The 16,701-nt window shown below is 32.8% G+C and carries 16 protein-coding genes; all 16 read left to right on the forward strand.

Annotation, left to right across the window (positions count from 1 at the left end; genetic code table 11):
• Window positions 1–147: 147 nt before the first annotated feature.
• The 16 genes from SIB89_RS16125 (at window position 148) to hypD (ending at window position 16,686) form a co-directional block, all read left to right on the forward strand.
• Complete coding sequence (locus tag SIB89_RS16125; RefSeq protein ID WP_412560589.1) at window positions 148–453, forward strand: helix-turn-helix domain-containing protein; 306 nt, start codon at window positions 148–150, stop codon at window positions 451–453.
• Entirely contained in the window at window positions 454–3,762 is a 3,309-nt protein-coding gene (locus tag SIB89_RS16130) for an Eco57I restriction-modification methylase domain-containing protein (protein ID WP_412560590.1), read from the forward strand. It begins immediately after the preceding gene.
• A gap of 3 nt (window positions 3,763–3,765) precedes the next feature.
• Entirely contained in the window at window positions 3,766–4,089 is a 324-nt protein-coding gene (locus SIB89_RS16135) for a hypothetical protein (protein WP_412560591.1), read from the forward strand.
• A gap of 31 nt (window positions 4,090–4,120) precedes the next feature.
• Window positions 4,121–6,232, forward strand: coding sequence for a Piwi domain-containing protein (locus SIB89_RS16140; RefSeq protein ID WP_412560592.1), 2,112 nt, complete (start codon window positions 4,121–4,123; stop codon window positions 6,230–6,232).
• 478 nt (window positions 6,233–6,710) lie between these two features.
• Window positions 6,711–7,670, forward strand: coding sequence for a hypothetical protein (locus tag SIB89_RS16145; RefSeq protein WP_412560593.1), 960 nt, complete (start codon window positions 6,711–6,713; stop codon window positions 7,668–7,670).
• Window positions 7,671–7,788: 118 nt separating this feature from the next.
• The gene (locus tag SIB89_RS16150) at window positions 7,789–9,285 is read left to right on the forward strand and encodes a nickel-dependent hydrogenase large subunit (protein ID WP_412561924.1); all 1,497 of its coding nucleotides are present in this window, start codon (window positions 7,789–7,791) and stop codon (window positions 9,283–9,285) included.
• Window positions 9,286–9,367: 82 nt separating this feature from the next.
• On the forward strand, window positions 9,368–9,844 hold the full coding sequence (locus SIB89_RS16155; protein ID WP_412560594.1) for a hydrogenase maturation protease: 477 nt from the start codon (window positions 9,368–9,370) through the stop codon (window positions 9,842–9,844).
• Window positions 9,844–10,164, forward strand: a complete 321-nt coding sequence (locus SIB89_RS16160; RefSeq protein WP_412560595.1) for a hypothetical protein — start codon at window positions 9,844–9,846, stop codon at window positions 10,162–10,164. The genes SIB89_RS16155 and SIB89_RS16160 overlap by 1 nt, the downstream gene beginning before the upstream one ends.
• Window positions 10,164–10,430, forward strand: coding sequence for a hypothetical protein (locus SIB89_RS16165; protein ID WP_412560596.1), 267 nt, complete (start codon window positions 10,164–10,166; stop codon window positions 10,428–10,430). The genes SIB89_RS16160 and SIB89_RS16165 overlap by 1 nt, the downstream gene beginning before the upstream one ends.
• On the forward strand, window positions 10,405–11,277 hold the full coding sequence (locus tag SIB89_RS16170; RefSeq protein ID WP_412560597.1) for a hypothetical protein: 873 nt from the start codon (window positions 10,405–10,407) through the stop codon (window positions 11,275–11,277). Before SIB89_RS16165 ends, SIB89_RS16170 begins: the two co-directional genes overlap by 26 nt.
• Before the next feature lie 182 nt (window positions 11,278–11,459).
• Window positions 11,460–11,891, forward strand: coding sequence for a hypothetical protein (locus tag SIB89_RS16175; protein ID WP_412560598.1), 432 nt, complete (start codon window positions 11,460–11,462; stop codon window positions 11,889–11,891).
• A 2-nt stretch (window positions 11,892–11,893) separates the two neighbouring features.
• Window positions 11,894–12,241, forward strand: a complete 348-nt coding sequence (locus tag SIB89_RS16180; RefSeq protein ID WP_412560599.1) for a hydrogenase maturation nickel metallochaperone HypA — start codon at window positions 11,894–11,896, stop codon at window positions 12,239–12,241.
• 25 nt (window positions 12,242–12,266) lie between these two features.
• Entirely contained in the window at window positions 12,267–12,968 is a 702-nt protein-coding gene (gene hypB / locus SIB89_RS16185; protein WP_412560600.1) for a hydrogenase nickel incorporation protein HypB, read from the forward strand.
• Between the two features lie 13 nt (window positions 12,969–12,981).
• Window positions 12,982–15,240: a carbamoyltransferase HypF gene (gene hypF / locus SIB89_RS16190; protein ID WP_412560601.1), complete on the forward strand. Its 2,259-nt coding sequence runs from the start codon at window positions 12,982–12,984 to the stop codon at window positions 15,238–15,240.
• Window positions 15,241–15,244: 4 nt separating this feature from the next.
• Window positions 15,245–15,568, forward strand: coding sequence for a HypC/HybG/HupF family hydrogenase formation chaperone (locus SIB89_RS16195; RefSeq protein WP_412560602.1), 324 nt, complete (start codon window positions 15,245–15,247; stop codon window positions 15,566–15,568).
• A gap of 23 nt (window positions 15,569–15,591) precedes the next feature.
• Window positions 15,592–16,686: a hydrogenase formation protein HypD gene (gene hypD, locus SIB89_RS16200; RefSeq protein ID WP_412560603.1), complete on the forward strand. Its 1,095-nt coding sequence runs from the start codon at window positions 15,592–15,594 to the stop codon at window positions 16,684–16,686.
• Window positions 16,687–16,701 lie beyond the last annotated feature (15 nt).

The raw sequence follows: 16,701 nt of genomic DNA on the forward strand, positions 1-16,701 counted from the left end.
CAAATCCTCAATATCCTCATTTCCTATCTTTTGTCATCCTGAACTTGTTTCAGGATCTACTGTTAACAACTGTTTATATCTTTTTATTTTCCTTTACTTACTTTTTCTTACATTAGACAGATATTGACAAGTCAAAATATCTCTAAAATGACATTTGGTAATTATATAAGGAAGTTAAGGGAAGAAAAGCAACTATTACTGCGTGAGGTTGCCTCTCAAATGAATATTGATACCGCACTTTTAAGTAAAATTGAACGTGGTACACGTATGGCTAGAAAGGAACAAGTGGAGGATTTAGCAAAGGCTTTAAATGAAAGAGAAAATGAGTTACTAAACTTTTGGATGGCTGATAAAATTGTCAATATGCTTAAAGATGAATCCAACAGTACGGAAATCCTCAAAAAAGTAGAAGAAGAAATTAACAACTTAACCAACAAAAAACAGCAGCTTTAAATGGCATTATTTCAAACATCAGTAATAAAAACATATCTGGCGCAACAAGATAATTCAGTAGTAGAGCGTGCCTATAAAAAATATACCAAGTATTTTCATAATGCTACCATTCAAGAGAATATTAAAAACTCTAAAGAAGAACAGTACCAGGCAAAGTTTCTGGATGAGCTGTTTGTCAATGTCTTGGGTTATACGCTAAATCCAAAGCCTGATTTTAATATCACTACCGAGTTTAAAAACCAAAAAGGAGCTGGTAAAGCAGATGGAGCTATTTTAAAGGAAGCTAAAGCAATTGGCGTAATTGAACTAAAGGGAACCAATACCAAAGATTTAGAAAGCATCCGTAAACAGGCGTTCGACTATAAAGCCAATCAAAAAGGCTGTGTGTATGTTATTACGTCCAATTTTGAGAAGTTGCGATTTTATATCAACGATGCTACCGAGTTTTTAGAGTTTAATCTCTTTCAGTTAGCACCCGAAGAATTTGCTTTAATGTACCTATGCTTACAAAAGGATAACATTCTTAACAATCTACCGCTAACAATAAAAGAAGCCTCTTTAGTTGAAGAAGACAAGATTACCAAACAGTTTTACAACGACTATTCCGTATTTAAACGCGAACTCTTTAGAGACCTCGTAAAACGAAATGCCAAACGCATTAAATCCGAAGCTGTCACATCGAGCGCAGTCGAGATATCTCAAGAAACAGACGAACTAAAAGCACTCGAAAAAAACGTAAAATTATCCCTATTCAAAAAATCACAGAAACTCATAGACCGTTTTCTGTTCATTTTCTTTGCCGAAGATAGAGACCTATTACCACCAAATTCAACCATACAGATATTAGATAAGTGGAAAGCCGACATCGATTTTGGTGACGAACGCCCATTATATAATCTCTTTAAACAATACTTTCATTTCTTGGATGAAGGTAGAAAAGGCACAACCTCAAGAGCAGAAATCTATGCCTACAATGGCGGATTGTTTAAACCGGATGCCATTATAGATAGTTTGGAGATTGATGACGACTTGCTGTACAAGCACACCTACAAACTCGCTAAATACGATTTTAGCAGTCAAGTAGATGTCAATATTTTAGGTCACATTTTTGAAAACTCACTCAACGAAATTGAAAGCGTTAATGCCGAAATTGAAGGTGGCGAGTTCGATAAGCAAAAAAGTAAGCGTAAAAAAGATGGCGTGTTCTACACACCAAAATACATTACCAAATACATTGTAGAAAATACCGTTGGTAAACTTTGCCAAGAGAAAAAAGACCAATTAGGTTTTAAGGAAGAAGCCTATTTTGAGATAAAAAAGGGAACACACCAAAACACTAAAAAGCAACTATTAAAGGTTTTAGATAATTACAGAGAGTGGTTACTGCAAATAACCATTTGCGACCCAGCTTGTGGCTCTGGAGCATTTTTGAACCAAGCGTTAGATTTTCTTATTAGAGAACACCGCTACATCGATGAGCTAAAAGCAAAAGTATTGGGTGGTGGCTTCATATTAAGCGATATAGAAAACACCATTTTAGAAAACAATATTTATGGAGTTGACCTTAACGAAGAATCTGTAGAAATTGCTAAACTATCCCTATGGTTACGCACCGCACAACCACGCCGTAAGCTCAACGATTTAAGCAACAATATTAAATGTGGTAACAGTTTAATTGACAGCAAAACCGTTGCAGGCGATAAAGCCTTTAACTGGCAGGAACAATTCCCACAGATTTTCAATCCTACTGTCATTGCGAGCGAAGCGCGGCAATCTCATAATTCAAAAAACGGTTTTGATGTAGTGATTGGGAATCCGCCTTATGTGCGACACGAAATGATAAAAGAATTTAAACCAGCATTTGAAAAGCGATTTAAAACTTATCAAGGAACAGCAGATTTATATGTTTATTTTATCGAATTAGGTATTAATATTTTAAATTCCAATGGAGTATTAGGATTCATTAATCCCAATAAATTTATTAGAGCTTCCTATGGAAAAAACCTCAAACAATTTTTAAGTAAATTACAAATACTACAACTTATTGATTTTGGAGAATTAAATGTTTTTCAAGATGCTGTAACGTCACCACTAATACTATTGGTTAATAAATCAGCACCTAAAATTAAAACTAAATTCTTACAAATTAATTCTCTTATAGATTTGAATTTAGAGGTTAGTATAGATAAAGATTCAATAACATTAAAGCCTGAAATCTTTAAAGAAGAAAAATGGAATTTAATATCGAATATTGAACTTTCAATACTTAACAAGGTTTCTAAAAGCTTTGATTCCATTTCAGATAGAGATAATTTAGATATTAAATATGGTTTAAAAACAGGTTTAAATGAAGCTTTTATTATAAGCGAAGAATTAAAAGAAGATATTATTAAAGAGGATATTAATTCTTCTAAACTCATCAAAGAATTTATTGATGGTGATGATGTTAGAAAATATCAAATTAGAACTAAAAACAAATACCTAATATGCATTCCTAATGGATTTACTGATAATCAAGGGAAATTTGAAACGGAAGTAGAAGCTTGGGAGTGGTTAAACAGCAATTATTCAGGCATAGCAAATTACTTAAAACAGTTTGAAATTAAAGCAAAAAAGCGCAGTGATAAAGGTCGTTATTGGTGGGAATTACGTGCTTGTGATTATTATAATTTAATAGAAGAGCAAAAAATAATTTACCCAGAAATAGCAATGAGTTCTCGTTTTGCTTTAGATACTAATAGTACTTATATAAATAAGACTATATTTTTAATTAACAGTTCAAGTTATGGCTTATTGGGATTGCTTAATTCAAAATTAATTTGGTTTTATTTAATAAATACTTGTGCATCTTTAGGAGACCCTAAAAACGGAGGAAGATTAAATATGCAAAGAATTTATTTGGAAACTATAAGTTTCCCTAATGATATTTTAAATAAGGAAACTAAATCTTCAATAAAGTCTAAAGAATTAGAAACATTTTATTCCATCTATAATGATAGCATTGAAAAGTTTAAAAATTATATAAAGTCATCAAGCAAAAATGATAAGCTATCAAAAAAACTACAAAACTGGCACGAGTTAGACTTTGCAGACTTTATAAAAGAACTCAACAAAGCCATTAAAAAAGCAGGTGGCACACCGTTTACCAAAAAAGACGAGTTTGAGTGGTTAGAGCTATTTGAAGACAACAAGAAAAAAGCCCAAGAATTACAAACCCAAATCACCCAAACAGAAAAAACAATAGATACTATGGTGTACGACCTCTATGGTCTTACACAAGAAGAACGAGACATTATAGAAAACAGTTAAGTTATGGCAACAGAAGAAATGAAAGCAATGCGTTTGGAAGCATTCCTAAATAGAGCATATAATTTGGATAAAAGAATTAAAAGACCTTCAAAAGGTGAATATTATGCGCTTACAAGGGCAGAAGAAAAGGGTAATCCACAAAAGGAACTTAAAACTTTAAAAAGCAGAATAGAACAAGCAATTGAAGTGTTTTTTAAACAATCTATTGACTATAAAACGGAAGAGAGTTTAAAAATTTTAAGCTCATTAAATGCACAAACCAATAACAGTAATGATATAAGTTTAGTTATTGAAAAAGGAGAAAAAATAACAGAGCAATTCAAATAGATTTTATGTAAAACTGAAAATTACAATACCAATGCAAGAACACCTCAAAACCAACATACTTAACTTTAAATGGCCTAATAGTGCGCCTACCATTTATTTATCTTTAGAGGATACTGAAGGTAGTCATCCCATACATAAATCTAAATTTTCAAGGCAGATTAAAGAGGTGTTTCCAGATGCAGACTTATCTAACAAAGACCAAATATTTACAACATTTACAACAGAAATACCAGATGCACCAAGCATTAAGCTAAATTTAGTAGATGGTAGAGAATTAAGAATTTATAAGCAATTCCTTAAACATAAATTAAGAAGCTATTTTAAATCGAAAGACTATATAGTAGTAAAAAACTTCGTTGGTGATGTACAAGTGTGGATGCCATCAAAAAAAGGGAATACAGCAGACTATAACCTCTACTATAAATTCTCATTTAAAATACAATTTGCAAAATTAACCGACTTACCAGAGCTTATTGTATCGTATGATGGCACATCAAAAGTCCTTACAACTTCGGTTAAGGATATAGAGGATTCAGAGCTAATAAAACGTTGTGTATACGGTCAAAAAACGTTTAATTACCAAATGGACCTCGATACAGAGGAAAAACAAGAATTTTACAATGCTATTCAGTTTGAGCAAGCATACCCAATTTTTAATTTGCCATTAGCACGAGCATTAGATATACCTATTGAGGAACCTGTAAGACCAGCCAACAAATACCAAAAGTATGTAGCACTTATTAATAATTTCGCTACCAATTATCTGTTTACAGAAGACTTTAAAGCCATATTTCCGTTTAAGACTGATGCGTTTATTGATGTGCCACTTAATCGTATTAATCATATCGACCCACAAGTAGGGTTATTGGAATTTGGTAAAGACCAATACGGTAACAAGAAAACCCATTTAGTGCCTAAATTGGCAATGAATAACCTCAACCCTTACAAAAGACCCAACAACCAAAACATTAAGTTTTTCTTTGTGTACCATACGTCACATAAAAAAGCAATTAAAACCTTTTACAATAACCTCAAAACTGGTGTTACTGCGGATAAAAAGTATTTTAAAGGGATTGAGGCTTATGTAAACATCAAGGCTTCAACGTCTAAAGAACATTTTATTGAGTTTACCAACGAAAACAACCCAATACCAGAAATAACAGAGCAGTTAGAAAACCTTTCGTTTGACCACGATAATGTGCGTTATGCGGCATTCTATTTAAGTCCTTTCGATAAGTTTACACCAAATCCCGAAGACCGAGACATCTATATTCAAATCAAAGAATTGTTTTTAAATGAAGGTATTGTTACACAGGTTGTTGATTATGAAAAAATGGTGGTTAATATCGAGAATCAATACAACTTCCAGTTCTCATTACAAAATATGGCATTGGCAATTCACGCCAAATTAGGTGGTGCACCTTGGAAGCTCGCAGTAACCGATAAAAAAGAATTAGTAATTGGTGTTGGTGCATTTACCAATCAAGGCGAAAACAGGCGGTATATAGCAAGTGCCTTTAGTTTTCAAAACAATGGCTTGTTTAGAAAGTTCGAGTATTTCGACCAAAGCGAAACAGACCTATTGGCAGGAAGTATATGTAAAGCCATTAGAGATTTTACGTCCGTTGCAGAAGCAGATAAAGTAGTGATTCACTTCTATAAAGAAATGAGTTACGAGGAACTAAAACCAATTATTAGAGGGATGCATACATTAGGGTTAAAAATTCCGCTCTACATTCTAAATATCAATAAAACAGAAGCAGAAGATATTATTGCTTACGACCTTAATTGGAACAAAAAGCTAATGCCAGTTAGTGGGACATACATTCGTATTAGCGAAAATCAATTCCTATTGTTCAACAATGCACGCTATCCAAGTGACCGTTTTTATTCAGATACAGATGGTTATCCATTTCCAATAAAAATTAAGGTAAGCAGTCCAGATGAAGATGCTTTTGAAGATGCAGATGTAGTGTTAGAATTATTAACGCAAGTGTATCAGTTTAGCAGATTATATTGGAAATCCTTACGCCAACAAAATGTACCAATCACAATAAAATATCCAGAAATGGTAGCACAAATAGCACCACGATTTAATAATGGCGTTCCAGACGATGCCAAAGATGCGTTATGGTTTTTATAAATTCAGGAGATAATGAAAAAAGCATTAATACTAAATTTAGACCCTGACGAAAGAATAGAAGTAAAAAAGTTCAAGAATGCATTTCATTCAAAATTAGATAAATAACATGCAGAAGCATATTTTAAATAGCAAAAATGTTGGTATTACAGGTATTAGAATACAAATGTTTTATTTGATAGTTTTAAAAGAAACTTTAATAGAATGTATTAGAGATAGCCCAATAGAATATGATGAAACAATATTAGAACTTTAATATTGATTTAAAAAATCACTTCTAAATTTAAAAAGTTATTAGTCAAATGTTTATATAGAAATTCACACTATTTTTGGTATACTAATCTGGCTAACCAATTTATTTAGAATAAAAACAAATAAGCTTTTATATTACTAAATTCATATTTATAATCATAAAAAATTAAATTATTATTATTATTTTCATGCTTTTATTTTTAATAACTAACTAAAACTAAATTATTTTATGGCAAACGTTCTATGGTTACAAGGAGGTGCATGTAGTGGAAACACTATGTCCTTTTTGAATGCAGAAGAACCTACTGTAGTAGAATTAATTACAGATTTTGGTCTTAATATTCTCTGGCATCCTACTACTGGATTACAAATTGGAGATCAAGTCCAAGATTTATTAAGAGACATTCTTGCAGGAAAAGTTCAAATGGATATTCTTGTATACGAAGGCTCTTTAATTCAAGGTCCAAATAACACAGGAACGATGAATTATTTTGCGGATAGACCACAGATGGATTGGATAAAAGATTTATCTGAAGTAGCTGGTTATGTTGTAGCTATTGGAGATTGTGCAACTTGGGGAGGAATTCCTGCTGTAGCACCAAATCCTAGTGAATCAACAGGACTTCAGTTTCACAAAAAAGCAAAAGGTGGCTTTTTAGGTGCTGATTATGTATCTAAAGGCGGTTTACCTGTTATAAATATTCCTGGTTGCCCAGCGCATCCAGATTGGATTACTCAAATACTTGTAGCTATTTCTGTAGGTAGAATTGGTGATGTTTTAATTGATGATTATCACAGACCAAAAACATTCTTTACAGATTTTGTACAAGACGGTTGTACTAATGTTACCAATTTTGCTCAAAAAGTAGATGGAGGATTTGGTACACGTGGTGGATGTCTATTCTACGAAGTAGGATGTCGTGGACCAATGACTAGAGCAAGTTGTAATAATATCCTTTGGAATCGTCAGTCGAGTAAAACACGTTCTAACCATCCTTGTTTAGGATGTACAGAACCTGGATTTCCTCACAACGATTTAATGAAAGGCAGCGTCTTTAAGACAATGAAGCATTTAGGTGTATTCCCTAAGGAAGTGCCTGAAGGTCGAAGTAAATTGGCTTATTATATGGAAGCAGGTTTCCAAAAAATAATGCCTACGAACAAACCAATAACAGAAACTTCTAAATAATCAAATAAAAACGACTACAAAATGTCAGTAAAAGAATTAAATATATCACCAGTAGGACGTGTTGAAGGGGATTTAGATGTCAAAGTTTATATCGATAACGGAAAAGTAACACGCGCTCATACTCAAGCAGCAATGTTTTAGAGGATTTGAGAAAATAATGGAAGGAAAAGATCCGCAATCGGGTCTTATAGTAACACCACGTATATGTGGAATTTGTGGAGGATCACATTTATATTGTGCATCATCTGCTCTAGATACTGCTTGGGGAACTAAGTTAAGTCCAAATGCACTTCTTTTAAGAGCTATTGGTCAAGCTACAGAAACTATTCAAAGTATTCCGAGATGGTTTTATGCCATATTCGCGACCGATTTAGCAAACAAAAAGTATGCTAATCAACCTTTATATAAAGAAGTAGTAGAACGTTGGTCTGCTTATGTAGGGACAACATTCCAAAAAGGGCTAACAGCTAGTGGACTACCAGTTCAAGTATATGCATTGTTTGGTGGTCAATGGCCTCACTCAAGTTATATGGTTCCTGGTGGTGTAATGTGTGCACCTACTCTAAAAGATATTACGAGAGCACACTCAATTATGACACAGTTTAAAAACGACTGGTTAGAGACTATATGGCTAGGTTGTTCTATTGAACGTTATCTAGAGATTAAGTCTTGGGATGACATGCTTGCTTGGGTTGAAGAAAATGATTCACATAAAAATAGTGATTTAGGTCTTCTTATAAGAGCAGGAATTCAGTTTGGCTTAGATAAATTCGGTCAAGGTGTTGGTAAATTCTTAGCAACAGGAACATACTTGCACAAAGACAGATATAATAATCCAACTATTGAAGGTAGAAATGATGCCTTAATTAGTTCTAGTGGATTCTTTGATGGAGAAAACTATCACGAATTCGACCATATGAAAGTTAGTGAACACGTTAAGCATTCTTGGTATGATAATCAGGCAGATGGTTTACACCCATGGGAAGAGCCTTTACCAACGCCTGCAAAATCGCAACCTTTACATGACACAGATTTTGATGGACAATACAGCTGGTCTAAAGCACCAAGATATGATGGACACGCTGCAGAAGCTGGACCATTAGCACGTTGTATAATGAATGCAAATCCTAATAACAAAGATCATCAAATTAAAGATCCATTATTTGGAGATATAATGAAAAAAATGGGGCCAAGCGTATTTACTCGTGTTTTAGCGAGAGTTCACGAAGCACCTCGTTTATATAAATTTATAGACCAATGGTTGTCAGAAATTGACCTTGATGGTTCTTTTTATACAAAACCTGTAGAAAAGGATGGCAAAGGATTTGGAGCAACAGAAGCTGCACGTGGTGCTTTAGCACATTGGATTGAGATTAAAGATGGTGTGATTAAAAACTATCAAGTAATGGCGCCTACGACTTGGAATGTAGGACCAAATGATGCCAAAGGTAATCCAGGACCTATTGAAGCGGCTCTAGAAGGAATTGATATTGAAGATCCTAGTGATCCAGTAGAAGTTGGTATCGTGGCACGTTCATTTGACTCTTGTCTTGTTTGTACTGTTCACGCACACGATCAAAAATCTGGAGTAGAACTATCTAGGTTTAAGTTATAAATAGATATAAATCAATTATTTATATAAACTTTCCTGAAGGTGTTCTTCGGGAAAGTTTTTTAGTTTAATAGAAAAGATAAAGATGAAAACAGCAGTAATGGGTTTTGGAAATCCTGTAAGAAGTGATGATGGTATTGGAATGTATGTGATTGAAGAATTACAAAAAATAATAGGTGATAATGATGTTGTAAATATTTTTGATATGGGTACAGCTGCTTTTGAAGTGCTTTTTGGTCTTAAAGGACACGATAAAATTTTGATGGTAGATGCTGTTGTAAATTCAGATGAACCTGTTGGAACATTGTTTAAAGTACCTGCAGAAGAAGTGTTACGAGCACCACAAGACGATCCTATGGTATTCTTACATGGTATGAAGTGGGATCAAGCATTATCATATTCTAAAAAAATATTGGGAGATGATTATCCTGAAGACATACAAGTCTATTTAATTGCTGTAGAAAACACGAAGTTAGACACCGTATTAAGTGAAGAAGTAAAACAAGCTGGAGATAAAGTAGTAAATCATATTTTAGAAGACTTAAACCTTGCAAAAGTATAGTGGAAGAAGATAAAGTCATACTCAAATCGTCTCATGTGTATTTAAACGCAGAACTTGTAGAGCGATTATTTCAAAATATTCATTATGCTTATGTCACTTATGTTGTTGAACAAAAAAAAATGTTGATTACACCAGTTAGTAGTCAATGGTTTGTTAAAATGCATAAGCCTACACAGTTTTTATTGAAATCCAGAAACTTAAAAGGAGATAGAACATTAGCGATTAGAGAGATTTTAATAGATAATGATTTAGATACTACAGACAGAATACTACAATATGAAATTGTAGAAAAAACAAATCTCATTAAAATAACAATGTGATGGCAAAACGAAACGATCCTAAAAGTGCTTGGTTATTGGATGCAGAAGTGCGTACTAAAATTGAAGAAATAAAAGGACGTTGGGAAGTGTCGTTAGTCTTTGTAAATACAAAAGACCCAAATCAATTATTGGTTCGAAAAATAGGAGATTACAGATCAAAAAGATTAGCTGAAGTTTATGCACTTAATATGCAAAAGACAGCTGCAAAAGATATTAGAGGAACACAAAAAGTAGATAAAAGTGCTTACAATTTTAACAAAAATTAATACAAAAAATACTATTGAGAATAGCATTAACTCTATCGATAGATTGAATGAGCTTGTTACTATAGTTACTGAAGAAAGTCAATTAAAAGAGGCTCAGAAAATACTTGTAGTGTCAGAAAATGACATAAGTGCGTCTTTAGATTGGGATGATACAGAGCCACCTTATTTATTTCCAGACATAGAATTTTCTCAAGAGAATCTTTTAGCTATGGTATTTTATAAATTAGGAAACCATCAAAAGGCATTTGAGTTTATTTCAGAAGAAAACTCATTACATAATCATTTATTAATTGCAACACATTTACAATTTGGCTATGCGATTAATGAAGACATGCAAGCTTTCGCAAAAGAAACGTCGCAACATAACAACTGCATCATTGAGCAATATGGGAATGTAGTTTCGCAATGCGATTCAAATCAATTAAAAGCATTGTATACTGAAGCCTTAGCAAATGCATCAAATGATGAGCTTCGATTATTTACAATCAAACATTTTGTTAATTTCTTATTAGATGCTAACGCGTATCAAGAAGCTGAGAAAATATTGCGATTATCTTTACCAAAAGCCATTTCCGAAGCCTCAAAAAACGCAATTAATAGTTTGCTCGCTAATACATTAATGGCACAATTAAAGATGCCATATAATACTAATAAACTTGTTGAAATTCAAGAATTACAACAAGCAAGTATTGCGTTTTACGAAGACAAAAAATTAAAAGTCAATGCTGGTTTAATTCTTATTGAAGCTTCAGAGATTGCAAATTTTCAGGAAGACTTCATAAATTCTAAAATTATATTAATAAAGCTATTTTATATTTTAAAGAAGCAGATATTCCAGAATTTCTAGGTGAAGCAGGATTACGTAAAGCAACATTATTATATACATGGTCTAAAAACGGAAGCCCTCAATATTACAAGCCAGCAATTAATGCTTTTCAAGACACCTTAAAAATCTTTAAGCGTGACACACATCCTCAAAAATTTACAGAGATTCATCATAATTTAGCACTTATTTATTCTGAAATACCAGTGTCTTCAGAAGAAAAGCCAATTTGGACAGCATTTTGCGCGTCTTCTTTTAAAGAAGTTTTAGCGTTTTACACAAAAGAACAATACCCTTATGAATTTGCTATGGCAAGTCATAATTATGCTACAGCACTGATGAATTTTCCAGAGGCTAAATTACATAACAACTTAGATAAAGCTTTTGGATTATTTGAAGATGCTTTGGCAGTTCGTACTGCAAACGACTATCCTTTTGAGAGAGCTTTAACATTATTAAATCAATTAGAATTGTATTGGCTAATGCACAATGAAGATGAAAGCGCAGAGACCCAAAAATATAATCAGATGGTTGAAAAAGCAACTTCTATTTCTACAATGGTAGATGATAAAAATCTAATAGAACAAGCAAATCAGCATTTAGAACAACTTAAAAAATTAAAAACAATTTTAAACTAACAATGCACGAAACGTCTATAATAAATGGTATATATAGAACTCTTGAGCAAGAGTTTGAAGCAGAGAAACTTAATAAAATGACAGATATTTACGTAAGAGTAGGTATTTTGTCAAACATAGAGCCTCGTCTTTTAATGAATGCTTTTGAAGCGTCGCATATGACAAATCCATTCTATCAAAATGTAAAGCTCAACATAGAAATGTTAGAGCTTAAAATACAATGTGAAAGCTGTAATCATATTACCGATGTAAAGCAGTATCGCTTTTTATGCGATAAATGCCAGAAACCTAGTAAAAATGTAATTCAAGGTGAAGAAATGTTGATTCATAAAGTTGAATTTGAAGATTAAAAAAGGAAAAATTAAAGAAAAAAATATGAGTGTAGAAAAATCCACCAAAGCAGCTCGCGGAACCGTACAATGCGAGAATACAAACTTAAACTTACTAAAGGCAAACGACTTTGTAGCAGATATTATTAAAAAGGAAATGGCTAAAAGCAATACACTTTTAGTAAACATTACATCCTCTGCAGGTAGCGGAAAAACCACGCTAATGCAAAAAACTGCTGAAAAACTTAAAGACAAATTAAAAATTGCAGTAATGGTTGGCGATTTAGAAACTGAGCGAGATGCAGAACGTATTCGTAAAACTGGAATACAAGCTCTGCAAATTGTAACAGGTGGTATTTGCCACTTGGAAGCACAAATGATTCATCAGGTTTTAGACCAATTTGACTTACCAAATATCGACTTACTTTTTATAGAAAACGTTGGGAATTTAGTTTGTCCAGCATCTTTTGATTTAGGAGAAGATTATCGAGTGACGCTAATGGCAACAACAGAAGGTGACGATAAGCCTAAAAAATATCCACGTATGTTTTTAACAAGCGATATGATGTTAGTGTCAAAAGCAGATTTGCTGCCTTATTTACCATTTTCAGTTGAGGCAGTAACCAAAGATGCTCATGAGGTAAATCATGAATTAGAAGTTATTCAAATATCTTCATTATCTGAAGAAGGTATTGACCAATGGTGCGATTGGTTAGTTGAAAAAGTAAAACAAAAACAACAAGCATAATGTTTTATAATTGGTGATTAAAACATTTAAAATACAAATTAAAGGACGCGTTCAAGGAGTTGGGTTTCGTCCTTTTGTTTTTAATCTTGCCAAAAAACATCAACTTGAAGGTACTGTTTCAAACAATGAAAATGGTGTTATTATTTATTGCAATACTTCAAAAGACAAAGCGGAAGATTTTTTAGAAAAAATTATTAATAAGAAACCAGAAGTTGCAGTAATAACATCTCATGCAATTGAGGAAGATGTTTATGTTGAATATGATTCTTTCAATATTATTCCTTCTGAAAGTAATACACAAATAAACATACCATTAACACCCGATTTTGCTGTATGTAAATATTGTAAGAATGAGATTTCCAGCCCAGAAAACAGACGCTTTAATTATCCTTTTACAACCTGTGTGCATTGTGGACCACGTTATTCGATTACCACAAAATTTCCGTTTGAAAGAACACACACTTCAATAACTGATTTTAAAATGTGTGTTGATTGTGATGAGGAATATAAAAATCCAAATGATAGACGGTTTCACTCACAAACCAACTCTTGTGCAACTTGCGGAATACAATTGCAGTTAGCAAATAATTTAGGAGATGTTATAGATGAAAATCAGGACGATTGTATAGAAAAAGTTGCGCAATTTATTTCCAATGGAAAAATAATAGCAATTAAAAATACAAATGGTTATTTACTATGTTGCGATGCTTCATATCCTGAAGCGATTAAAGAACTAAGAAGTCGAAAAAAAAGACCAAACAAACCATTTGCAGTTTTATATCCTTCAATAGAAGTTATTAAAAATGAGTTTGAATTGTCTACTAATGAAGAAACAGCTTTGCTATCTAGAGTTGCACCAATTGTAATTCTTCAAAACACAAAAAAAATAAGAATATCTGCTAATGCTATTGCACCAAACTTAAACCAAACTGGTGTAATGCTTCCATCCTCTAGTTTATTAGAATTAATTGTGAAAAAACTTGATAAACCTATAGTTTGTACTAGTGGAAATATTCATGGTTCGCCAATTGTTTCAATCAAGGAAGAAGCAAATAAACAATTAAAAGAAGTTGCCGATTATTTTTTGCATCACAATCTCGATATTCAATTTCCGCAAGATGATTCAGTAGTTAGGTTTGTAAACGAGCAACAGATTATTCTAAGACGTTCAAGAGGTTTAGCACCGAATTATATTGAAGCTAAAATTAACACAAAAGAACCCATTTTAGCTATGGGAGCGCATTTAAAAAGCACTTTTGCATTTGTGCCAAATGCGCAAACGTATGTGAGTCAATATTTCGGAAATCTAGATAGCTACGAGGTTTTAGAACGTTACAAGGCAACTATTAATCAGTATGTAGATTTGTTTGAAACAAAACCAAAAACTATTCTTATTGATAAGCATTCGCAATATCAAAGTAGTGTTATTGGTAACGAATTTGCTTCAGAATGGAATGATAGTGTTCAGGAAATTCAGCATCATAAAGCACATTTTGTAAGTGTATTAGGTGAACATAATTTATTTACTTCCAAAGAAAGAATATTAGGAGTCGTTTGGGATGGCACAGGTTTAGGCGATGATAATGCGATTTGGGGAGGCGAATTTTTTAGCTATCAAAATCACGAAATAGAACGATTAAATCATTTCGAGTATTATGATTGGTTTGCTAATGATAAAATGGCAAAAGAACCTAGATTAGCTTTGTTCAGTCTTTTAGAGGAAGAAAATAAAGGGATTATTAAGCATAAATTCTCAGAAACGGAATGGAATATATATTCCAAAACTATTAAAACTAACACTTTAAAAACATCCTCTGTTGGTAGACTGTTTGATGCAGTAGCTTCAGCATTAGATATTGTTGATGTTAATTCCTTTGAAGCTGAAGCACCAATACTACTCGAAAATTGTGCAAATACGTATTCTAAAAGTTATTATATCGATTTTTTACATAAGGAAGAGTATGATAAAGTACCTTCAAAATTTATTATTAATGCCATATTAAAAGCCTATAGAGAAGGCTTTTGCAAAAAACGATTAGCCTATAGTTTTATTTACACGTTAGCGAAAGCTATTATAAAAATGGCTAAAAAACATGGGTTTAAAACTGTAGCTTGTAGTGGTGGTGTTTTTCAGAATGTTATATTGGTTTCAATCTTAAGTCAAATTGCCAAAAAAGAGCAAATTATATTAAAATTTAATTGTAAATTGTCTAGCAATGACGAGAACATTTCTTTTGGACAGTTAATGTACCAAAATCATATAAAAAATTAAAACTATGTGTTTAGCAATCCCAGGAAAAATAAAGAGTATTGAACTACAGTATGGTGGTGCATTACGGATGGCAAAAGTGAATTTTGGAGGTATTACCAAAGAAGCTAGCTTGGAGATGTTACCTTCTGCAGATATTGGCGATTATGTATTGGTTCACGTTGGTGTAGCCATTAGTAAAGTCGATGAAGAGGAAGCAAAAAAAACGTTTAAATACCTCAAAGAAATCGGTGAATTAGGTGATTTGGTAGATGTCGATAATTATATACCCGAAGATACCGTTTCGGGAGAAATTTCATTAGATGAAGTGACTAAAAGCTCAGGTAATTAATTTGTAAAAAAAAAGTTGCTACTATGAAGTATATGAACGAATATCGAGATCCTGAATTAGCAAAGGAGTATCTCGAAGAAATAAAGAAAACCGTTACACAACCTTGGTCTATCATGGAAGTATGTGGTGGACAAACACATAGTTTAGTGAAAAACGGAATTATAGATATGTTGCCAAAAGAGGTAACTATGATTCATGGTCCAGGTTGCCCAGTTTGTGTCACACCTTTAAATTTAATAGACAAAGCCATACATTTAGCATTAAATGAAAACGTGATTTTATGCTCATTTGGCGATATGCTTCGCGTACCTGGTTCAAAAATTAATTTGCTAGAGGCTAAAGCAAAAGGCGCAGATATTCGTATTTTATATTCGCCTTTAGAGGCTGTTAAAATAGCTGAAGACAACCCAGACCGTGAGGTTGTATTCTTTGCTGTAGGTTTTGAAACTACTGCACCAGCAAATGCACTATCAGTGATTCATGCACAAAGAAGAAATTTAAAAAACTACTCTATTTTAGCGTCTCATGTTTTAGTGCCACCTGCTATAAAAGCAGTTATTGATGATGATGAAAGTAAAATTGATGGTTTTTTAGCAGCAGGTCATGTATGTACTATTATGGGAAATTCAGAATATTATCCTTTGTCTGAAGAACACGAAGTGCCAATTGTAGTTACTGGTTTTGAACCTTTAGATGTGTTACAAGGTATTTTGATGGTGCTACGTCAATTAGAAGCTAATAAAGCTGAAGTTGAAAATCAATATTCAAGAATTGTTAGAGAAGAAGGTAATACTGAAGCTCAGAAAATGATTTTTGAAGTCTTTGAAATTAAAAATCAAATATGGCGAGGCATTGGCGAAATTCCTGAAAGTGGCTATGCTGTAAAAGAAGAATATTCAGATTTTGATGCCAATACAAAGTTTAGCATAACTATTGAAGAAGCGCCAGAACATCCAGATTGTATTTCTGGTCAGATCATGAAAGGGATTAAAAAACCTTTTGAGTGTGCTCAATTTGGTAAAAAGTGCAAACCATCATTTCCACTTGGAGCACCAATGGTAAGTAGTGAAGGTGCTTGTGCAGCTTATTATCATTTCTCTGGTTTAATCGAAGCTTAATTCTTAATCAAATAC

Source organism: Winogradskyella sp. MIT101101 (assembly GCF_047126865.1).
GTDB lineage: Bacteria > Bacteroidota > Bacteroidia > Flavobacteriales > Flavobacteriaceae > Winogradskyella > Winogradskyella ouciana.

Coding starts and splice junctions, on each gene's coding strand:
- SIB89_RS16140 (WP_412560592.1), top strand. CDS start 4,121: ATGCAAGAACACCTCAAAACCAACATACTTAACTTTAAATGGCCTAAT.
- SIB89_RS16180 (WP_412560599.1), top strand. CDS start 11,894: ATGCACGAAACGTCTATAATAAATGGTATATATAGAACTCTTGAGCAA.
- SIB89_RS16165 (WP_412560596.1), top strand. CDS start 10,164: ATGGCAAAACGAAACGATCCTAAAAGTGCTTGGTTATTGGATGCAGAA.
- SIB89_RS16125 (WP_412560589.1), top strand. CDS start 148: ATGACATTTGGTAATTATATAAGGAAGTTAAGGGAAGAAAAGCAACTA.
- SIB89_RS16135 (WP_412560591.1), top strand. CDS start 3,766: ATGGCAACAGAAGAAATGAAAGCAATGCGTTTGGAAGCATTCCTAAAT.
- hypD (WP_412560603.1), top strand. CDS start 15,592: ATGAAGTATATGAACGAATATCGAGATCCTGAATTAGCAAAGGAGTAT.
- SIB89_RS16145 (WP_412560593.1), top strand. CDS start 6,711: ATGGCAAACGTTCTATGGTTACAAGGAGGTGCATGTAGTGGAAACACT.
- SIB89_RS16155 (WP_412560594.1), top strand. CDS start 9,368: ATGAAAACAGCAGTAATGGGTTTTGGAAATCCTGTAAGAAGTGATGAT.
- SIB89_RS16130 (WP_412560590.1), top strand. CDS start 454: ATGGCATTATTTCAAACATCAGTAATAAAAACATATCTGGCGCAACAA.
- hypB (WP_412560600.1), top strand. CDS start 12,267: ATGAGTGTAGAAAAATCCACCAAAGCAGCTCGCGGAACCGTACAATGC.
- SIB89_RS16195 (WP_412560602.1), top strand. CDS start 15,245: ATGTGTTTAGCAATCCCAGGAAAAATAAAGAGTATTGAACTACAGTAT.